Source organism: Nocardia sp. NPDC004151 (assembly GCF_042874235.1).
Classification (GTDB): Bacteria; Actinomycetota; Actinomycetes; order Mycobacteriales; family Mycobacteriaceae; genus Nocardia.
Window position 1 is genome coordinate 135,953 of record NZ_JBIAMR010000019.1, and the last position, 19,337, is coordinate 155,289.

At 68.7% G+C, this 19,337-nt stretch carries 17 protein-coding genes; 4 read left to right on the forward strand and 13 right to left on the reverse strand.

What is annotated here, in order from left to right; translation table 11 throughout:
- Window positions 1-32: 32 nt before the first annotated feature.
- The 6 genes from ACFYTS_RS32130 to ACFYTS_RS32155 all read right to left on the reverse strand — a co-directional run bounded on the left by ACFYTS_RS32130 (window position 33) and on the right by ACFYTS_RS32155 (window position 7,529).
- Window positions 33-605 (reverse strand): adenine phosphoribosyltransferase, encoded by a 573-nt coding sequence (locus tag ACFYTS_RS32130; protein WP_379097608.1) that lies wholly within the window; start codon window positions 603-605, stop codon window positions 33-35.
- A 39-nt stretch (window positions 606-644) separates the two neighbouring features.
- Complete coding sequence (locus ACFYTS_RS32135; protein ID WP_387309181.1) at window positions 645-2,387, reverse strand: ABC transporter substrate-binding protein; 1,743 nt, start codon at window positions 2,385-2,387, stop codon at window positions 645-647.
- Between the two features lie 20 nt (window positions 2,388-2,407).
- Window positions 2,408-3,625, reverse strand: a complete 1,218-nt coding sequence (gene secF / locus ACFYTS_RS32140) for a protein translocase subunit SecF (protein ID WP_357288211.1) — start codon at window positions 3,623-3,625, stop codon at window positions 2,408-2,410.
- 2 nt (window positions 3,626-3,627) lie between these two features.
- Window positions 3,628-5,328 (reverse strand): protein translocase subunit SecD, encoded by a 1,701-nt coding sequence (gene secD / locus ACFYTS_RS32145; protein ID WP_357288213.1) that lies wholly within the window; start codon window positions 5,326-5,328, stop codon window positions 3,628-3,630.
- A gap of 115 nt (window positions 5,329-5,443) precedes the next feature.
- On the reverse strand, window positions 5,444-5,866 hold the full coding sequence (gene yajC, locus ACFYTS_RS32150; protein WP_387309182.1) for a preprotein translocase subunit YajC: 423 nt from the start codon (window positions 5,864-5,866) through the stop codon (window positions 5,444-5,446).
- A 169-nt stretch (window positions 5,867-6,035) separates the two neighbouring features.
- Window positions 6,036-7,529 (reverse strand): flavin-containing monooxygenase, encoded by a 1,494-nt coding sequence (locus ACFYTS_RS32155; protein WP_387309183.1) that lies wholly within the window; start codon window positions 7,527-7,529, stop codon window positions 6,036-6,038.
- Window positions 7,530-7,584: 55 nt separating this feature from the next.
- Between ACFYTS_RS32155 and ACFYTS_RS32160 the strand changes: the two genes are divergently transcribed.
- Both ACFYTS_RS32160 and ACFYTS_RS32165 read left to right on the forward strand, forming a co-directional pair.
- On the forward strand, window positions 7,585-8,250 hold the full coding sequence (locus ACFYTS_RS32160; protein ID WP_379097596.1) for a TetR/AcrR family transcriptional regulator: 666 nt from the start codon (window positions 7,585-7,587) through the stop codon (window positions 8,248-8,250).
- Window positions 8,251-8,367: 117 nt separating this feature from the next.
- Window positions 8,368-8,991, forward strand: a complete 624-nt coding sequence (locus tag ACFYTS_RS32165) for a DivIVA domain-containing protein (protein WP_387309184.1) — start codon at window positions 8,368-8,370, stop codon at window positions 8,989-8,991.
- Here the strand turns inward: ACFYTS_RS32165 and ACFYTS_RS32170 are convergent.
- The 7 genes from ACFYTS_RS32170 to ACFYTS_RS32200 form a co-directional block, all read right to left on the reverse strand.
- Window positions 8,954-10,471 (reverse strand): amidase, encoded by a 1,518-nt coding sequence (locus tag ACFYTS_RS32170; RefSeq protein ID WP_387309185.1) that lies wholly within the window; start codon window positions 10,469-10,471, stop codon window positions 8,954-8,956. The two genes, ACFYTS_RS32165 and ACFYTS_RS32170, sit on opposite strands and share 38 nt — an antisense overlap.
- Window positions 10,472-10,480: 9 nt before the next feature.
- Window positions 10,481-11,761 (reverse strand): purine-cytosine permease family protein, encoded by a 1,281-nt coding sequence (locus ACFYTS_RS32175; protein WP_387309186.1) that lies wholly within the window; start codon window positions 11,759-11,761, stop codon window positions 10,481-10,483.
- A gap of 14 nt (window positions 11,762-11,775) precedes the next feature.
- Complete coding sequence (locus ACFYTS_RS32180) at window positions 11,776-12,909, reverse strand: ABC transporter substrate-binding protein (RefSeq protein ID WP_357288231.1); 1,134 nt, start codon at window positions 12,907-12,909, stop codon at window positions 11,776-11,778.
- Between the two features lie 80 nt (window positions 12,910-12,989).
- Window positions 12,990-13,985 (reverse strand): ABC transporter permease, encoded by a 996-nt coding sequence (locus ACFYTS_RS32185; protein ID WP_387309187.1) that lies wholly within the window; start codon window positions 13,983-13,985, stop codon window positions 12,990-12,992.
- The gene (locus tag ACFYTS_RS32190) at window positions 13,982-14,845 is read right to left on the reverse strand and encodes an ABC transporter ATP-binding protein (RefSeq protein ID WP_387309188.1); all 864 of its coding nucleotides are present in this window, start codon (window positions 14,843-14,845) and stop codon (window positions 13,982-13,984) included. The genes ACFYTS_RS32185 and ACFYTS_RS32190 overlap by 4 nt, the downstream gene beginning before the upstream one ends.
- Window positions 14,846-14,935: 90 nt before the next feature.
- The gene (locus ACFYTS_RS32195; RefSeq protein WP_387309189.1) at window positions 14,936-16,135 is read right to left on the reverse strand and encodes an amidohydrolase; all 1,200 of its coding nucleotides are present in this window, start codon (window positions 16,133-16,135) and stop codon (window positions 14,936-14,938) included.
- A gap of 55 nt (window positions 16,136-16,190) precedes the next feature.
- Window positions 16,191-16,934: a sulfite exporter TauE/SafE family protein gene (locus tag ACFYTS_RS32200; RefSeq protein ID WP_357288243.1), complete on the reverse strand. Its 744-nt coding sequence runs from the start codon at window positions 16,932-16,934 to the stop codon at window positions 16,191-16,193.
- Window positions 16,935-17,141: 207 nt separating this feature from the next.
- On the opposite strand from ACFYTS_RS32200, the gene ACFYTS_RS32205 reads away from it, so the two are divergent.
- A complete protein-coding gene (locus tag ACFYTS_RS32205) occupies window positions 17,142-17,828 on the forward strand; it encodes a GntR family transcriptional regulator (RefSeq protein WP_357288245.1) in 687 nt (228 codons plus the stop codon).
- An 81-nt stretch (window positions 17,829-17,909) separates the two neighbouring features.
- A complete protein-coding gene (locus ACFYTS_RS32210; RefSeq protein ID WP_387309190.1) occupies window positions 17,910-19,181 on the forward strand; it encodes an amidohydrolase family protein in 1,272 nt (423 codons plus the stop codon).
- The last annotated feature ends 156 nt before the right edge of the window (window positions 19,182-19,337 follow it).

Genomic DNA, 19,337 nt, shown 5'->3' on the forward strand with positions numbered 1-19,337 from the left:
CGCGGGGAAGGAAAGGCTCCGGCCTGGGCGGATCAGAGCTTGACGATCGAAGTCACCGGGTAGTCGCCCTGCCGTTCGCGGCCGTTCAGGAAACCCAGCTCCAAGACGACTGCCGCTGCCGTGACCTCGGCACCCGCGGCGGCGAACAGCTCGGCTGCGGCCGCCAGGGTGCCACCGGTGGCCAGAACATCATCGAGCAGCAGCACTTTGCGGCCCTTCAGGTCGATGCCATCGGCCGGGATTTCCAATGCGGCGGAACCGTATTCGAGCGTGTATTCGCGGCTCAGCACCGGCGGCGGCAGCTTGCCCGCCTTGCGGACCGCGACCACACCGGTGCCGAGGATGGCGGCCACGCCCGCGCCCAGCAGGAAGCCGCGCGCGTCGACACCGGCGACCAGGTCGGCGTCAGGGGCGCAGGAGGCGAAGCAGTCGAGCACGGCACGGAAGCCCGCGGAGTCGGCGAACACCGGAGTCAGGTCCGCGAAACGCACGCCCGGCGTCGGGAAGTCATCGTGCCAGCGGGTCAGCCGCCGCACCGCTTCCTCGGCCCGGGCGGCCCGCTCCCCCACCAGTTCGGCCGTCTCCAGCATCTCGTGCTTGCTCATCTACACCCACTCCTCGTTCACCACGCCGGTCCGGCACAACTACCGTTTCAGTACCCAGCGATCCATATTCCAGCCCGCGCCCGCCTTCGTGGCGCTGGCGATCCCGTTCTCCATGCCGTTGCCGAACCCGATGGTGCGGGGGGAGGCGAACAGCGGAATCGACGGCATCTCGCTCCAGAGCAGGTTCTCTTGCTCGTTGAGCAGATTCAGCACGGCTGTCGAGTTGTCCTCCGCCGCAAGCTGATCCGCGATGGCATCGTAGCGGCCGTTGCCGAACCGCCCGAAATTCAGGCCCGCGCCGGTGCGCAGCGCGGCGATGGCGTCGGTCGCGCCGAGCGTGCCGGAGGGGCCCGGCATGGCGGCGCTGCCGCCCAGGATCGCGTCGACCTTGCCCTCGGTGAGCTGCGCGGCGGTGAAATCCGGTGCGCCCGCGTCGATCACGTTCACGCCGGCGGCCTTGCAGGCGTCGGCGATGGCGGCGACCATGGCCGCGCGGCGCTCGTCGGGCTTGACGTAGCCGATCCGCACGGTCTGGTTGGCCACGCTCGAGGACGCGGCGGCCTGGGCGGCGGTGCCGTCGCCCTTGTACTTGTCGCCCGCGCCCGAGATCGACTGGTAGTACACCGAATCCTGTTGTACGGTCCGCGAATTCAGCGGCCCGGCGCCCGGGCCGATCTTCACGGTGTAGTCCGGGTGCCCGAACTTCTCGAACAGCGCCTGCCGCGGCACGCAGGAGGCGAAGCCGCGCCGCGCGTCCGCGCGGTCGAACACGCCGCCGGTGGCGAGCACCAGCTGCTCGACACCGCGACCGGGCAGATTCTGGCTGTGGAAGCTGCCGAGCCCCACGTCACCCAGCGATCCCGCGCCCACGTCCAGCACGCCGATCGAGTTGTCCGACACCTTGGACTTCAGGTCCGAGTGCCGGTCCCAGACCACGATGCGCCCGGTCCGGGGCTGGTTGCCCCACCACTTCTCGTTCTTCACCAGGACCAGGCCGTCCTTGTCGGTGAAGGAGTCGATCCGGTACGGCCCCGACGACGGCAGCACCGTGGCGTCCACCTTGCCGGGGGTGAGCTTCCAGCCGTTGTTCCAGAAGTCGGCGACCCGCTCCAGGGTGGGCTGGTCGCCGGTCTGCACCGGGGTCACCACGTTCGGGATCTTCACCTGGGTGGCGACCACGTGCGCGGGCATCAGCTCGGCGGCGTTGAACAGCGTCTTCCACGCCGAGTAGTGCTTTCCCGGCCGGAACAGCACGGTGGCGTCCTTGGATCCGGGCTGGCAGTCGACGCGTTCGATATCGCGGTAGCCGTCGGTACCGGCCGCCTCGAACAGCGGGACCGGGCCGCCCGGAGCGGGCTTGGTGAACCGCCCGCTGCGCGCGGCCCAGGTCAGCACCAGGTCGTCGCAGGAGGTGGGGATGCCGTCGGTGTAGACGCCCTCCGGGTTGAGCCGGTACTGGATGGTCTGGGACTCGCCCGGCACCTCCTTGGCGGTGCCGGTGTCGGTGTCGGCCACCGGCTGCCCGTCGGGCCCGGTGTAGAAGAACCCGGTCAGCACCCGCGAGAACACCGCGGCCGCACCGCTGTTCGCGCCGAGCGCGCTGCCGCCGTTGTAGGAGGCGACGACCGCGTCCACGCCGTACCCGATGGAGGGCACCTGGTTCTTACCCGCGCAGCCCGCCAGCGCGCCGGCGGCGAGCGTGCCCGCCATCAGCGCGACGACGGTCCGGCGCACGGTCGTGTCGACGGCGGTCCGGCGCACAACCTTCTGGTCTTGCTTCACCCGCGAAACCCCCTGTGCGCCTAGTGCCGTCGCTGCTGTCGTTTCCCACTCGGCCGGGCGCCAGGACGCGGCGCCCGGGTGCCCTGGCTACGCGGCCCGTGCTCGCGCGCGGCGCCGTTGGCGTCCGAACCGCGACCGGCGACCCCGGCCGCCGCGCCCACGCGGGCCCGGCCGCCGCCCGCGCGGCGGTTGAGCACCTTCTTGGTGTGCGCGGCGACCGGACCCCAGGTCTCCTTGAGCGACACCAGGATCGGGACGGCGAAGAAGATCGAGGAGTAACCACCGACGATCATGCCGACCAGCTGCACCAGCGCCAGGTCCTTGAGCGTGCCGACGCCCAGCAGCCACACCGCGATCACCAGCATGCCGATGATCGGCAGGATGCCGATGACGGTGGTGTTGATCGATCGCATCAGGGTCTGGTTGGCGGCGAGGTTCGCCTTCTCCGCATAGGTGTGCTTGGTCAGGTGCAGCACGCCGCTGGTGTTCTCCTCGACCTTGTCGAAGACGACCACGTTGTCGTAGAGCACGTAGCCCAGAATCGTGAGCAGACCGATCACCGCCGCGGGCGTCACCTCGAATCCGACCAGCGAGTAGATACCCGCGGTCACGATGAGGTTGAACAACAGCGAGGCGATGGCCGCGAACGACATATCGCGTTCGAAGCGGATCGCGATGTAGAGCATCGTCAATCCGACGAACACCACCAATGCCAGCAAGGCCTTCTGGGTGACTTGGCCACCCCAGGTCTCACTGATCTCGGCCACGCTGATCGCGTTGCGGTTGGGCTGTCCGCTGGAGTCCTTCGGCTGGAACGAGTCGTACAGCGCGTTCTGCAGCTTGTCGGCCTGCTCGACGGTCAGCGAATCCGACCGGATCTGGATGGTCGACGACGAGCCCGAGCCCACCTTCTGCACGGTCACCGGGTCGTGGCCGAGCGCGGACCGGTAGACATCCTCCACCTTGGAGGTGGTGACGCTGTCCGAGGCGGGCAGCTGGATGCGCGAACCGCCGGCGAAGTCGATGCCGAGGGTGAACCCCTTGAACACCATGCTGGCCATCGCGATCGCGATCAGCGCGGCGGCGATGCCGTAGTAGACCTTGCGCTTGCCGACGATCTCGAAACCGCCGGTACCGGTGTAGAGCCGCTCGAACAGGCTGTGCCGCTTGTCCGCGGGCGTCGCCTCGTAGTCGAGCTCGGAGTCGGAATCCACCACGATGGGTGAGGACTTGGCCATGATCACGCCTCCTTCACCAGAACGCCGCCGGTGGCCTTGCGTTCCTGTGCCAGCTCTGCAATTGCGCCCAGGCCGTTCACCGACGGCTTCGCCCAGAACGGCGACCGCGAGACCAGCATCATCAGCGGCGCGGTCACCAGGTACAGGACGATGACGTCGAGGACGGTGGTGACACCGAGGGTGAAGGCGAAGCCCTTCACCTGACCCGCGGCCAGCAGGTACAACACCGCGGAGGCGATCAGCGAGACCGTCTTACCCGAGAGGTTGGTGCGCTGGGCGCGCTGCCAACCGCGCGGCACCGCGGAACGGAAGCTGCGGCCCTCGCGCATCTGGTCCTTGATGCGTTCGAAGAACACGACGAACGAGTCCGCCGTCATACCGATACCGATGATCAGACCCGCGATACCAGCGAGGTCGAGGGTGAACCCGATCCAGCGGCCCAGCAGCACGATCAGCGCGTACACCGCGACACCCGCCGCGAGCAGCGAGAAACCGGCCAGGAAGCCGAGCATGCGGTAGTAGAGCAGGCAGTACAGCAGCACCGCCACCAGGCCGATCGCGCCCGCGATCAGGCCCGCGCGCAGCGAGGACATGCCCAGGGTCGCGGAGACCGTCTCGGCCTCGGAAGTGGTGAACGACAGCGGCAGCGAACCGTACTTCAGGGAGTTCGCCAGCTCCTTGGCGGTGGTGGCGGTGAAGTTGCCGCTGATCTGGGTGCTGCCGCCGAACTGGTTGCCGGACTCGACCCGCGGCGCGCTGACCACCTTGGTGTCGAGCGCGAAGGCCAGCTGCTTGTTGAGGTACTCGTTGGTCAGCTTGCCCCAGGCGTCCGAACCGCTCGACTTGAACTCGACGTCGACGACCCAGCGACCCTGACGCGAATCCAGCTGGCCGGTCGCGTTCTTGATCTCCTGGCCGTCCAGCTTGGACTTGTCGAGGAGGTAGACCTCGGTGCCGTCGCTGCTGCAGGCGACCAGGGGCAGGTTCGGATCGTCGTTGCCCTGCAGCGGATCCGGCTTGGTGCAGTCCATGGTGGCCATCGCCTGCAGCTGCGCCGTTTGATCGGTGCTCTGCCGCAACGCCTTCGCGGCCGCGATCTCCTGCTGCGACTGCTGCGGGCTCGGCGCCGGGGTCGGGGACGGGGTGGTCGGAGCCTGCGCCGGGAACACCCGGTTCTGCGGGACCGTCGCCTCGGTGGTGGCCGCCGCCGACGTGGTCGGCGCGGACGAGGTGGTCTCGGGCGTCACCGTGCTGGGCGCGGCCGGGGCGGTGGTCGGGGTGCCCGCGGGCGGCTGCTGCGGCTGCGTCTGCTTGCCGACCTGCGGGGCGGTCACATTGAGCACCGGGCGCACGTACAGCTTGGCGGTGGTGGCCAGTGACTTCGCCTGCGCGCCATCCTCGCCGGGGACCGTGATCACCAGGTTGTCACCCTCGATGACGACCTCGGAGCCGGCGACGCCGAGTCCGTTGACGCGCTTCTCGATGATGTCCTGGGCCTTCTTCAGGCTGTCCTGGCTGGGCTTGCCGCCGTCCGGGGTGCGAGCCGTCAGGGTGACCCGGGTGCCGCCCTGCAGATCGATGCCGAGCTTCGGGGTGTGGACTTTGTCGCCGGTGAAGAAGATCAGGCCGAACATCAAAGCCACCAGCGCGGCGTAGACGCCGAGCAGGCGCAATGGATGCGCCGTTCCCTGTGAAGGTGGCACAGTACTTATCTCCTAGGCGGGATCGAGGGTGGAACTAGCGGGTACACACCGCAGCGCCACCGGCCGCCGGTGTACGTCGAGTACAGCCCGGAGCGGCCGATGGCGCCGGATGTGTTCAGTCCTTGGTCAGCCGCGGGGTGTCGTCGGCGGCTTCGGAGGCGGCGTCCCCGGCCGCGGCGGTGCCGTTGGCCGCAGCGGCGGCGGTGCCGTTGGTCGCGGAGGTGGCGGCGGCGTCGTCGGCCGCAGAGGTGGCGGCGTCGGCGGCGGCGGTGTCGTCGGCCTCGTCGTCGTTGCGCACCTCGAGCACCGACTTGCGCAGCCAGGTGGTGACGACCTCTTCGGCGATCTCCAGATCGACGGTGGCGTCATCGAGTTCGACCACGGTGCCGAACAGACCCGACGTGGTGACCACCCGGTCGCCGACCTTCAGGGCGTCCTGCATGTCGGTCACCTTCGCCATCTCCCGTTTCTGGCGGCGGACGCCGAGGAACATCGGGATGAGCAGGGCAACCAGCAGCAGTGGCAGCAGAAGATCCATCGTCGAAGTCAGCTCCTGGTCAGTGGTCAGACGGTTGTTTCCCGACAGTCTGCCAGTAATCCCTGAGAGAACGCGCGGCGACCTGTCCCAGAGTCCACCCGTTTTCGCCCAGGGCTGATTCCCCGGGCTGCGCGGTCGGCCCCCGACTGTGCCGACCGCGCAGTCTCACTCAGGCCGGCTGTTGTCCATAGCTGTAGTCGTCCAGCGGGAAGCTGGACGCTTCGCGGTGGGCGTTCAGGGTGCTTGTCGGGCGCAGCAGGGCGGCCTCGCCGTGCTGGTTGAAGTAGTAGCTGCGCGCGGTCGAGCACTGGCCGCCGTAGAAGACCGAGGAACCGAGCTTGTCGGTGACGCGGTCCAGGAATTCGGCGTTGGCGCGCTCGGTGACCTCGAAGACCTGCTCGCCGCGGCGGAACATCTCACCGAACAGCCGCGTCATGTGCTTCATCTGCGCCTCGATGGTGGTGAAGTACGACAGGCCGCTGTAGGAGTAGGGGCTGTTGAGGCTGACGAAGTTGGGGAACTTCGGCACCGTGATGCCCTCGTAGGCCTGGAAACGGTTGTCGCGCCAGAACTTTCCGAGGTTCACCCCGTCGCGGCCGATGATCTCGATGGCCGGGAAGTTGACGTCCCACAGGTTGAAGCCGGTGGCCAGGATGAGGGTGTCGACCTCGGTCTTGTGGCCGTCGGCGGTGACGATACCGTCGGGCTCGATGCGCTCGATGGAGTTGGTCTCCAGGCGCACGTGCGGCTCGTTGAAGGTCTTGAAGTACAGGTTCGAGAAAGTGGGCCGCTTGCAGCCGAAATCGTAGTCGGGCGTGAGCTTCTCGCGGGTCTGCTTGTCACGGACCTGGGTGCGCAGGTGGGCCTTGGCGAGCAGTCCGGCGGCCTTGTTGAGCGGCTTGGCCTGCTTGAAGTGCAGCACGCCGACCACCATGAGCGCCTCCAGCATGGCGGTGTTGATCAGGCGGGCGGCCTTCTGGGTGGCCGGAACGCGCGTGAACAGCTTCTGCACCGAGGGCGGGATGGGGGCGTCGACCTTGGGCACCACCCAGATCGGGGTGCGCTGGAAGACGGTGAGCGCCCGCGCCTTCTCGGCGACTTCGGGGATCAGCTGTACGGCGGTGGCGCCGGTGCCGATGATGGCGGCCTTGGTGCCGGTGAGGTCGAAGCCGTCCTCCCAGGCGGTGGTGTGGATGATCTTGCCTTCGAACGTGTCGATACCCGGGAACGGCGGGGTGTAAGGCTGCGACAGGAAGCCGGTGGCGGCCATCAGGTAACGCGCGGTGAGGGATTCACCGTTCTCGACCGATACCACCCAGTGCTGCTGCTCGGCGTCCCAGCGGGCGCCGCCCACGGTGGCGCCGAAGCGCATGCGACGGCGCAGGTCGTACTTGTCGGCGACGTGTTCGGCGTACTTCTTGAGCTCCGAGCCCGGCGCGAACAGCCGTGACCAGTTCGGGTTGGGTTCGAAGGAGTACGAGTAGGTGACCGAGGCGATGTCCACCGCCAGGCCCGGATAGTGATTGACGTGCCAGGTGCCGCCGAGGTCGTCCTCGCGCTCGAGGATGAGGAAATTGCCCAGGCCGAGCCGATCCAGCTCGATCCCCGCACCCATACCGCCGAAACCCGCCCCGACCACGATGGCGTCGTACTGAGGTGCCACGCCGAACCTCCCGCTGAGCTGTGTGTTCTACAAAAACTGATTCACCTGTCACGGAATGACATCTCATTCCGTTTGTGATCACCGTATCATCGGCCTGGTGACGAAGCCATCCTCGAGAATCGAACGGCGCAAGGCCGAACTCCGCCGGGAGATCATCGACACCGCGTTCGCGTGTTTCGCCGAGAAGGGCTACCACGCCACCGGCATCGCCGATATCGCCGCGGAGCTCGGCATCGGGCACGGCACCTTCTACCGGTACTTCGAGAACAAGCGCGACATCATCGACCACGTCATCGACGACCTGGCCGCGCGGATCATCGAAGCGCTGGGCACCGACAACGCCCCCGACGCGGCCGACAGTCTCGAGGAGTACCGGGCGCAGGTGGACCGGATCGGCGACGCGCTCAACCGGATCTTTCTGGAGGACCGGCGGGTGGCGCAGCTGCTGCTGTTCCAGGCCACCGGGATCGACTCCGAACTGACCGAGCGGCTCTACGGCCTGCTCGACACCGCCGACGCCCTGACCGCCGGATACCTCGAGCACGGAGTCGAACACGGTTATCTGCGTGCGGATCTCGACACCGTGAACACCGCGCGCGCGGTCACCGGCATGCTGCTGGCCGCCATCGTGCACGGCATCCGCACCCCCGACCCGCAGGCGGTGGACGATCTCAGCCATGCCATCCGAGCGCTGCTCATCGACGGCGTGCGCAAGCACTGAGGCGGCGATCCGGCAGGCGCTGACACCCGTGTACAAACAGACCAGTATGTCCAGTGCGGCTGGATCCGCAAGGGGCGGAAGTAATTCGGACACGAAGCTCTTGGCACAATGGCGCGAGTGACCCCCGAGGACGTCCGCCGCCGCCGGTTCGGCCCCGCACCGCACGGGCCGCACGGCTACCACCCCGCCCAGGTGGACGCCTTCTGCGCGCGCATCGCCGACACCATGGCGGGCCACGACCATCTGACCGTCGCCGAGATCCGGCTCGTCGAATTCGACGGTCCCCCAGCCGGGCAACACGGTTACGACATCGAACAGGTCGACGATTTCCTCGACCGGCTGTGCATGGAACTCGAGTACCTACGCCTGGGCCGTAGCCACCAACCCGTGCGCCGCACCCACGACCAGCTCACCCCCGACGACGTCCTGAGCATCCAATTCTCCACTCCCCCGGCCGGTTTCCGCGGCTACCGCGCCGAGGAGGTGGGGGCGTTCCTGGTCCGTCTGGCCGCCGCTCTCGCCCATCAGAGTCCCCACGGCCCCACCCCGGACGAGGTCCGGACGATCACCTTCCACCTCGCCCCCCTCGGCGCTCCCGCCTATCACCTCGACGAGGTCGACGCCTTCCTCGACCTGGTGGTCCAGCAGCTGCGCCAGTCCGACAACCGCGGACCCTCGGTACCCGGCCCGGAGTCGAGCACCCCTACCCGCGAACGGTCCGCGCCGTCGCTCGAGTGGTGATCGACGCGGCTCCAGCGGTGATCGACGGCCGCAGCTGCGCCCAGGGCGCGGCGCGTTCGATGGCGGCTGCCAGCCGCAGGACGGTCCCATCGGCCAGGTGGCGGCCGATGATCTGGAGCCCCACCGGCAGCCCGGCGCCGGTGCGGCCCGCCGGAACACTGATGGCGGGCTGACCGGTGAGGTTGGCCGGATAGTTGAAGCCGATCCAGGCCGACTGGGAAACCGGTGTGCCGTCGATGGTTCCGGGCCCGTGCGCGCCGACCGGGAAGGCCGCGACGGCGGTGGTGGGGGTGATCAGGACATCGAGATCGCGCATGAGCCGGGCCATCGCGTTGACCAGGGCCTTGCGCGCGATATTGGCGTCGGTGAAATCCTGCGCGGTCCACGGCCCGCGCAGCCAGGCGACCAGGTGCGGGGACATGCGATCGGCGTGCCGGTCGGCCATGGCGCGCATGCCGCTCAGGTCGGTCTCGGCCATGATGAGGGCGGAGAACGCGGCGGCGGGATCGGACCAGCCGGGTCGCACCGCTCGCACGTGGCAGCCGAGCTGCCCTTCCACGACCTCACGCACCGCCCGTTCCACCACGCCGCGCACCTCGGGATCGACCGGCAGGTAGCCGAGGTCGGGGCTGAATCCGACGCGCAGCCCCGCCACGGTGTCGGGCCGTTCGCCGCCGTCGCGCGCCGCGGCGATCCAGTCCACGTCCCCGCACGGAATCGAATGCCGATCGCGCGGGTCGGGGCCCGCGAGCACCGACAGCATCAACGCGGCGTCGGCGACGGTGCGGGTCAGCGGGCCGATATGTTCGATGCTCTCCCAACCGGATACACCGGGCAGCCGTTCGTCCCGGCAGCCCGGGTAGACGGGCACCCGGCCCATCGACGGCTTCATTCCGACCAGCCCGCACAGCGCGGCGGGCGCGCGTACCGAGCAGCCGCCATCACTGCCCAGCGCCACCGGTCCGAGCCCGGCCGCGACGGCGGCGGCCGATCCCGCGCTGGAACCGCCCGGGCTCGAGGCGGTGTCCCAGGGATTGCGGGTGGCGGGGAACAGCGGGTTGAGTCCGCTGGCGCTGTAACCGAATTCCGAGGTGTTGGTCTTACCCAGGCAGATCGCGCCCGCCGCCAGCACCCGCTCGACGACGATGTCGTCCTCGTCGGGAATGTGATCGCGATACACCCAGGACCCCGAGGTGGTGCGAATACCCTTGGTGGACAACAGGTCCTTGATTCCCAGTGGAACGCCCACGAGTGGTCCCGGATCCCGGCCGCGCACCAGGTCGTCCGCGATTCGCCGGGCCCGCCGCCGGGCCGGCTCCGGGGTCGGGGTACAGAAGGCGTGCAGTAGCGGATCCATCTCCTGCATACGATCGAGTACCGCCTCCGTCAGCTCGACCGGCGACAGCTCCCGCGACCGGATCCGGGCCACCAGCTCGGTGGCCGGAAGGAAGCACAGTTCGTCGCGTTCAGCGGAATTCACCGCGCCTCCTCAGACGGGTACAGACGACGGCGCGGGCGTGGGCGCCGCGGCCGGCAGTAGTGCGGTGGCTCCGGCGTGCACCGCGGCGGCGGTGACGAATCCGATCACCGCGTCCACCGAACCCGGCAGGTGATAGTGCGCGAGACCCGCCGCCACCGCTCCGATCCCCCACGCCGCGAAGGCGATCGGCCGCACCCGGGCCCGCTCCGGCTCGCGACGCCGGGTCAGCACGTAGTCGACGATCAGCACCGCGCCGATCGGCGGCACCACCACACCGAGCAGCACCAGCCAGTTGACGATGTGCGCCCAGACGCCGGTCAGCGCCACCACGGTGCCGATCAGGCCCAGCGCCGCCGCCAGCGGCCGCATCCGCAGGGGCGTGATCCCGGCCCAGCCCACCGCGCCGTTGTAGAGGCAGTGCGCCGCAACCGATCCCAGGTTCGCGAAGACGAACAGCACCGACAGCCCGGTGATGAGCGGCCCGTGCCCGGCCAGCAGACCCAGAAAGGCGCCGCCGTCGTTCGCCGGGTCGGCGGCCCCGCCGATCGCCACCACCAGACCGCCGATGAGGAAGGCGATGGAGTTGGCGAACGGGAAGGCCGAGGCCGCCGCCACCAGCCCCGCTCGGCCGTCGCGGGCCCAGCGGGTGAAATCGGCGGTCATGGTGCCCGAGTCGGCGAAACCGCCGACCACGATGCTCACGCACGCCCAGAACCCGAGCGGGCCGCCGCCACCCGCGTATCCGAACGCGCCGGACAGCGAATGCCCGTGCCCGAGGCCGTAATACAGCGCCAGACCGGCCATGACCAGAAACAGCGGCGTCCCGATCAAGCCGATGAGCGAGAGCGCGCGGATTCCCGCGAGGGTGAGCAGGACGAAGAACACTCCGCCCAGCAGCCCACCCCACGTCGGGCTCCACCCGTACAGGCCTTCGAGGGTGGTGCCGGTCAAGCCGACCTGATAGGAGAACCAGCCGATCACCACGGTGGCCAGGAACCCGACCACCACGGCGCGCCCGCGGTCGCCGAACGCGTGCCGGGCCTGCAGCGAGAAGTTCCGTCCGGTCTGCCCGCCGATCCAGCTCAGCGTGCCCACGTAGCCGAACAGCAGCAGGTTGCCGAGCAGGATCGCCAGCAGCCCGCGACCCATACCCTGGCTGTACACGATCAGTCCGCCGAAGACCGCGTTGCCCAGACACATCGGGAATCCGGCCCAGACCGCGGCGACCGAGAGCAGGCTGCGACGGGCCGCGGCCGGGACCGGTTCGTGCTCGTACTCGTGATTCGACATGGTTCTCCGCGACCTCAGCCCTGCTGCTTCAGACCCTTTGCGGGGTCGATGAATTCGTTGGTGACCAGATCCTTGGCGGTCAGGTTGCCGGGGACTTCCCGGCCCTTGGCGCGCAGCAGCGGGGTGACCTGGGCGATGGCGCGGGTGACGCGGTCGAGGTCGAAGTCGCCGAGGGTGTTGCCGGGCCCGTTGGCGATGATCTTCTCCTTCAGCTGCACCTTGACCGAGTCGGTGTTGCCGCCGGCGGTGATGGGCGGACCGTCCGGAATGCCCTGCGCGATCTTCAGCAGCGCCTGATTGGTGGGTTCGGGGTCGGTGGCGTAGTCGATCTGGGCCTGCTGCAGCAGGGGGACGAGCTTCTGCAGGCAGGGACGCAGCTTGTCGAGTTCACCGGAGCGGACCGACCAGGCGTGCGGGTAGCTCTCGTATCCGGCGTCGGCGACGAGCAGGTGTCCGGTGGGCTCGAGCCAGCCCTTGACGTCGTGCTCCCAGCGGTAGGGCTCATTGGAAACGTAGCCCTGCTGCATGACGCGCCCGTGTTCGGCGACGAAGCGGCTCGGCGTGCCGTCGTAGGAGGCGTCGGCCTGTTCCTTCTTCACGTCGCCGTTGGCGATCAGGTAGTCCATGTAGATCTTGCCCTCGGAGTACAGGATCGGGGCGTTGGTGGCGGCCACGTCCTTCCACGAGTTGACGGTGTAGGTGGCCGGATCCCACATGACGATCTGCGGGTTCTTCTGCAGGGAGGCGAAGACGCCGGTGAGCGGGAACTTGGCGGCGGCGCGGACCTGCTCGTCGGTGGGGACCAGGCCGAGGGTGATGGAGGTGTCCTGGTACATCTGGGCGGGCACCGGCTGCCCACCCAGGAACGGACCACCCAGTCGCACTTCGACATTCACGCCGGTGTCGCCGAGCGGGCCGGAGTAGGCGCCCTTCTTGGCGTCGACAGTGCCGTTCGGGCCGACCAGCTGATACGCGGCGGCGCGTTCGGGCGTCGCGAACCAGTCGGTCTGGATCACGACGGTGGACGGGCACACACCGGCCAGCGCGCCCTTCCCGGTCGGGGCGGGAGTCGATGCGCCGCCACTGCAGGCGGCGGTGAGCAGGACGCTACCGGCGAGCGCGGCAGCAGCGAGGACACGTTTCTTCACGAGCATTCCTAGGGTTGGGCACAGTGGGGTTGAGACACGGTGGGGTTGAGGCACGGTGCGGTTGCGACACCGCGGGGTCGCTAGCTGCGGGCGCGCTTGCCGTGCGCGCGGTCGACGCGTCCGGCGAGGAAGTCGAAGATCCAGAACAGGATCAGGCCGACGAGGGAGGACAGCAGGAGCGCGGTGAGCAGTTCTTCGGTGGCGAGCCGCTGCCGGTAGACGTCGATCATGCGACCGATGCCCGGATTGCCCTGGCGGAAGAAGAAATCCGCGACGATGGAGCCGATCACGGCCATACCCGCGGAGATCTTGAAGCCGGAGATCATGGCCGGGAGGGCGGCGGGGAGTTGGAGTTTCAGCAGGCGCTGCCACCGGTTGGCGCCGTGCAGGGTGAACAGGTCATGCTCGGAGGGCTGCACCGATTTCAGGCCGAACAGCGTGTTGGTGATGACCGGGAACAGCGACACCATGACGCAGACGATCACCCGGCTGCCGAACTCGTAGCCGAACCAGAATCCGAACAACGGCACCACCGCGAGCACCGGAATCGTCTGCAGGATGACCGCGTACGGGTAGAGCGAGTACTCGGCCCAGCGGGCTTGGCTCATGATCACCGCGAAGGTGACGCCGAGCACGATGGCGATGGTGAGGCCGACCAGCGCGATCTGCACGGTCGCGCCCAGCGCCTGCAGGATCTCGGCGCGGGTGGCGGCGTCGAGCAGCCCCTTGGACACCACCGCTTCCGGCGGCGGCAGCAGGAACCTGGATTCCGGCGCTATCAGGAAGTGGCTCGCGATCGACCACGCGGACATGACCAGCACGAACACGAAGACCGGCGCGAAGACCCGGACCGGTGCTATCGCGAAGGGCCAGCGCGGCTTCCGGATTCGACGCACGGGCCGCCCGGCCGCTCCGGGCGTGCTGGTCGCCTCGGATACCGTGGCCGCATCGCCGCCATCGGGCGACGTCGTCGGGTCATCGGCCTCGCGCACCGCCGTCGGGTCGCCCGCCTCGGATGCGGCGATCGGCTCGTCCGACCCGGACACAGCGATCTCGCTGTCCGCGGCCGCGGTCATGCCGCCCTCCCCAGCGTCTGGACGGTACCCCGCTCGGCGTCGTGCAACGCCGCCGAGACCTCCGCCGCGACGGCGCCGAACTCGGCCGTGTACCGCAGCTCCGGCGAGCGCGGAAAGTCCAGCGGCACCGCGATATCGGCCGCTACGCGTCCGGGCCGCCCGGTCAGCACAATGACCCGGGTCGACATGAAGACCGCTTCGGCGACCGAGTGGGTCACGAACACCCCGGTGAATCCCGAGCGCCGGTACAGCCCGCTCACCTCCTCGTTCAACCGTTGGCGCGTGATCTCGTCGAGAGCGCCGAAGGGTTCGTCGAACAGGAACAGTTCGGGCGCTCCGGTGAGGGCGCGCGCGATCGAGGTGCGCATCCGCATGCCGCCGGAGAGCTGTGCCGGCTTGTGGTTCTCGAATCCGGTGAGCCCGACCAACTCCAGCGCCTCCTGCGCCGCGGCCCGGCGAGTCGACTTGTCCACGCCCGCGAGTTCGGCGGGTAGTTCCACATTCCGCAGCACCGACCGCCACGGCAGCAGGGTCGCCTCCTGGAAGACGTAACCGAGCTTGCCGGTGGCGAGGGAAATCGTTCCGGCGGTGGGCTTCTCGAACCCGGCGGCCAGTCGCAGCAACGTGGACTTGCCGCAGCCGGAGGGACCGACCAGCGAGACGAATTCCCCGGGCCGGATGGCGATATCGATGCCGTCGAGCGCGTGGGTGCCGTTCTCGAAGGTCAGGCCGACATGATGAAAGACCAAGGCCTGGTCGGTGTATACGCCAGCGGCGGCGGTGGCATTCGCGCTCGCGGTGGCGTCCGTATTCCCGTCCGGGCCTTGGCCTTTGACGGTGGTTGAGGCGGTGGTGCGCATGTCCACATTTCTATCGGCGGCTCGTTGCCGAATGCGGTCCAGGCGATTACACCCTTGTTTCGTATACGATCAGCATGGATCAGTTGGGGGTCAGTCGCCGAGCAGACGACCGTCCCGCGCGACCACACGGCCACGCTTGACCACCAGCGAGCGTCGCGGCACGGAAACCACGGCGGCAGCGGGTGTTTCGGCGTCCACCGTGAACAGGTCGGCGGTCGCGCCCTCCCGCAGCCCGTAGTCCTCGATCCCGAGCAGGGCCGCTCCCCCGTAGGTGCCCGCGACCAGGGCCAGTTCGATGTCCTCGTCGAAGACCAGGCGATCCCGGAACGCCACCTGCATGACCCGGCGCAGCATGTCGCCGTCGCCGTAGGGGGTCCACAGGTCCCGGATGCCGTCATTGCCGAGGGCCAGCCCGGCCCCGGCGGCGTGCATGACCCGGACCGGCACCACGGGCGCGCTGCCGACCGCACAGGTCACCATCGAAACCCCGGCCTCGGCGAGGCTTTCCGCGATCCGGCGCTGTTCGCCCGGCTCCAGCTCGCCCATCGCGTAGGCGTGGCTGATGGTGACCCGCCCCGCCAGACCGGTGGCCTTCGTGCGAGCCACGATCAGGTCGTACTGCCAGGCGCCGAGCGCGCCACGGTCGTGCAGGTGGATGTCGATGCCCGCCCCGTACTTCTCGGCGAGGTCGAACAGCACATCCAGCTGCCCGGCCGGATTCCCGTCGTACCCGGCGGGATCCAGCCCGCCGACCACCTCCACCCCGTCGGCCAGCGCGGCTTCGAGCAGTTCGGCGGTGCCCGGCCGGGTCAGCAACCCGCCCTGGGGGAAGGCCACGAGCTGCACGTCCACCCGATCGGCGTGCCGGGCCGCGGCCGCCCGCACCGCTTCCACGCCCCGCAACCCGACTTCGGGATCGATGTCGATGTGGCTGCGCACATGCGCGGTCCCCGCGGACACCATGGCACCCAGCAGGTTCGACGCGTAGTCGGCGCTCGGCAGCCCCAGTTCGTCGCGACGGCCCTCACCGTTGGCGATCCGGCCGGCGAGCGTGCCGCCGCCGGTGTTCGGCACCCACGGCCCGCCGTACATGGTCTTGTCGAGGTGGCAGTGCGAGTCCACCAGGCCCGGGAGCACCAGCGCCCCCGCGAGATCCACGGACTCGACGCCGTCGGCGGTGAGCCCGTCCCCGATCGCGGCGATCCGCCCGTCGCGAATCAGGATGTCGGCGACCGTGACCGGTGTACCGGGCGTCCAGGGCCGGCCGCCGCGGAGCAGGAGATCGTTCATGAGATGCACCACCTGTGTCGTAGGAGAGGGAGAACGGAGTCGGGGCGGAACAACGTCAGGACAGCAGCATGGCCGCGCCCGCCCCGACGCCGAACACGATGACCACCGCCCGGAAGGCCCCCGGCCGCAGCCGATCCGCCACCCGGGCGCCGACGACGCCGCCGAGCAGGCAGGCCGGGGCGAGCACCGCGACCGCCCACCACTCGACCGGCCCGAACAGCGCGACCGCGATCACCGCGGTACTCGACACCGTGAGCGTGAGGAGGCTTTTCAAGCCGTTGAGCCGGGTGATCGAGGCATCGATCCCCAGGGCCAGCGCGGTGAGCAGCACGATCCCCATGCCCCCGTTGAAGTACGCGCCGTAGGCCGCGCCGAGGAACACGCCCGCGAACAGTCGCAGGCGTGAGTCTCCGCCGTGCTCGGACAGCTTGCGCGACACCAGCGGCTGCGCCGCGAACAGCGCCGTGGCGGCGAGAATCAGATAGGGCACCAGCGCCGCGAAGACCTTGGGCGGTGCGGCCAGCAGCGCGATCACCCCGCCGGTCGCGCCCACCACGCCGGTGAGGACCAGTCCCGGGACCAGGGTGCGGTGTTCGTCGAGCCGCTTGCGCAGCGCGGCGGCCCCGCCGAGATATCCGGGCCAGACCGACACCGAGTTGGTGACCGTCGCCGTGACCGGCGGCAGCCCCGTGGCCAGCAGCGCCGGGAACGACAGCAGACTGCCGCCCCCGGCGATGGCATTGCAGACGCCCGCCCCTAATCCGGCGGCGAACAGGAGCACGAGATGCGCGGGATCCATGAGTTCCTTCCGAACAGAATGGCCGCATCGTATACAAACCGCCGCAGGACGGCGACCCGAAACCGCTGTGGCGCAGTCGGACCCGTGAATACGACGGCTGTCCAGTGACTTTCGGGCGGATACAGTAGATTTGCCACATCCCGTCGGCCGAGGCCACGATGGATCGTATGCAACTCCCCGTTCCACCGAATCCCTGATGAGGCTGCCGTGACCAGCACCGCCGGGCGTATGACACCGCAACAGCTGTGTCGCGCCATCCGAGACGACATCATTCGCGGCGCGTACGCCCCCGGCCAGCGCCTGACCGAGGACGCGCTAGCGGAGAGCTACGGGGTGTCCCGGGTGCCGGTCCGGGAGGCGCTGCGCACCCTGGAAGCCGAGGGTTTCGCCTCGTCACGGCCCTACGCAGGCGTTTTCGTGGCGGCACTGACCGAGGACGAGGCCGCGGACCTGCTGGAGATCCGGGCCCGCCTGGAACCGCTGTGCGCGTCCCGCGCCGCCGTCCGGCGCACCCCGGAGCAGCTCGGCCGTTTGAAGGAGCTCACGGCCCTCGGCCAGGACGCCGTGCGCGCGGGCCGCCTCGACGAGCTCGCACGCCTCAACAGCCGCTTCCACGAGGTCCTCGCGGAGGCGTCCGGGAGTACCCTGCTCGCGCAGCTGATCATGCAGCTGAGCTGGAAGATCGCCTGGGTCTACTCGGTCGAACTCCCCCGCCGCGCGACCGACTCCTGGCACGAGCACGAACAGATCTGCGCCGCCCTGGAAACCGGTGACCCCGACCGAGCCGCCGCCGTGGTCACCGCCCACATCGCCCACGCCGCCACCGCCTACCGGTTCCGCCAGCGCGCCGAAGACCCTGCGCCACAGCCCGGTTCGGCTCCGCGCGCTTCGTAACACCGGGGAAGCAATTACCGCCCCCGAACGAAACACGGCTCTCGTATACAAACGGAGTCACTTTCGTTCCGGGAGGTAGCCATGACGGATTCGACTCCGCACCAGGTGGATCTGCTGTTGCGGGCCGCCCGCATCGCCGACGACGCGGACCTGGTCGAAATCGCGATCTCCGAGGGCACCATCGTCGCGATCGGCCCCAAGCTCCCCGAACGCGGCACCGAGGAGATCGACTGCGCCGGACGCGTAGTCATCCCCGGCCTCGTCGAATCCCACGTCCACCTCGACAAAGCACTCCTGGACGCCGAGAAATCCAACCCGGACGGCACCCTGGCCGGAGCCATCAGCGTCACCGCCGAACTCAAACGCGGCTTCACCGTGGCCGCCATCCGCGACCGAGCCCGCCGCGTACTCGACATGGCGATCGCCAACGGCACCACCGCCATTCGCGCTCACCCCGACGTCGACCCGATCGTCGGCCTCCGTGGCGTCACCGCGTTGCTCGACCTCCGCGAGGAGTACCGAGACCGCCTGGACCTCCAGATCGTCGCCTTCCCCCAGGAGGGCATCCTCCAAGCCCCCGGCACTCTCGACCTGCTGCGCGAAAGCCTGCACGCGGGTGTCGATGTACTCGGTGGCTGCGCCTACAACGAGCGCACTGTGGAGGACTGCCGCCGCCACATCGACCTCATCTTCGATCTGGCCGCCGAATTCGATGTCCCCCTGGACATTCACGCCGACTTCGCCGACGACGCCACCGATCCGCGGTACGCCATGGCGGACTACATCGCCTCGGTCACCGAGCTCACCAGCCGTCATGGTCGAGTGACGCTGGGGCACATGACGTCCCTCGCCGGTCGGTCTCCATCGGATCGTGCGCGGACACTCGAGCGTCTCGCGTCTGCCGGGATCTCTGTGGTTCCGCTTCCTGCGACGGACATGCATCTGGGTGGTCGGTCGGACGTCGCCAATGTGCGTCGTGGGATCGCGCCGGTTCGGGAGCTGTGGGAGGCGGGGGTCACCACTGCGTACTCGTCCAACAACATTCGGAACGCCTTCACTCCGTATGGGAATGCCGACATGCTCGATATCGGGCTGTTCCTGGCTCAGACCGGGCATCTCTCGGGGCCTGAGGACATGAATCGGATTCTCGGGATGGCCACTACCGAGGCTGCGCGGACTATCGGGATCGCGGATCGCTACGGCGTGCGGGTGGGTGCCCTGGCTGATCTCGTTGTCCTGTCGACCTATCGCGTTGCTGACGCTCTACTCGACCGGCCTGATCGGAACTATGTGTTCAAGGGTGGGCGGTTGACGGCTCGAACCACTCGGAATCGGGAGCTTGTCGTACCTTGAGCTATCAATGCTGAGAACGAAACCCAAAGACAAAGACACACTCAAAGACAAAAGACTAAAGTGAGGGGCTGGAATGTTCTCGGACAGTGAGGGTTTGATTTCTCAGGCTGTTTTGTTCCGTGCGAACCAGGCGGACTCTACTTCGTTCGGCGTGCG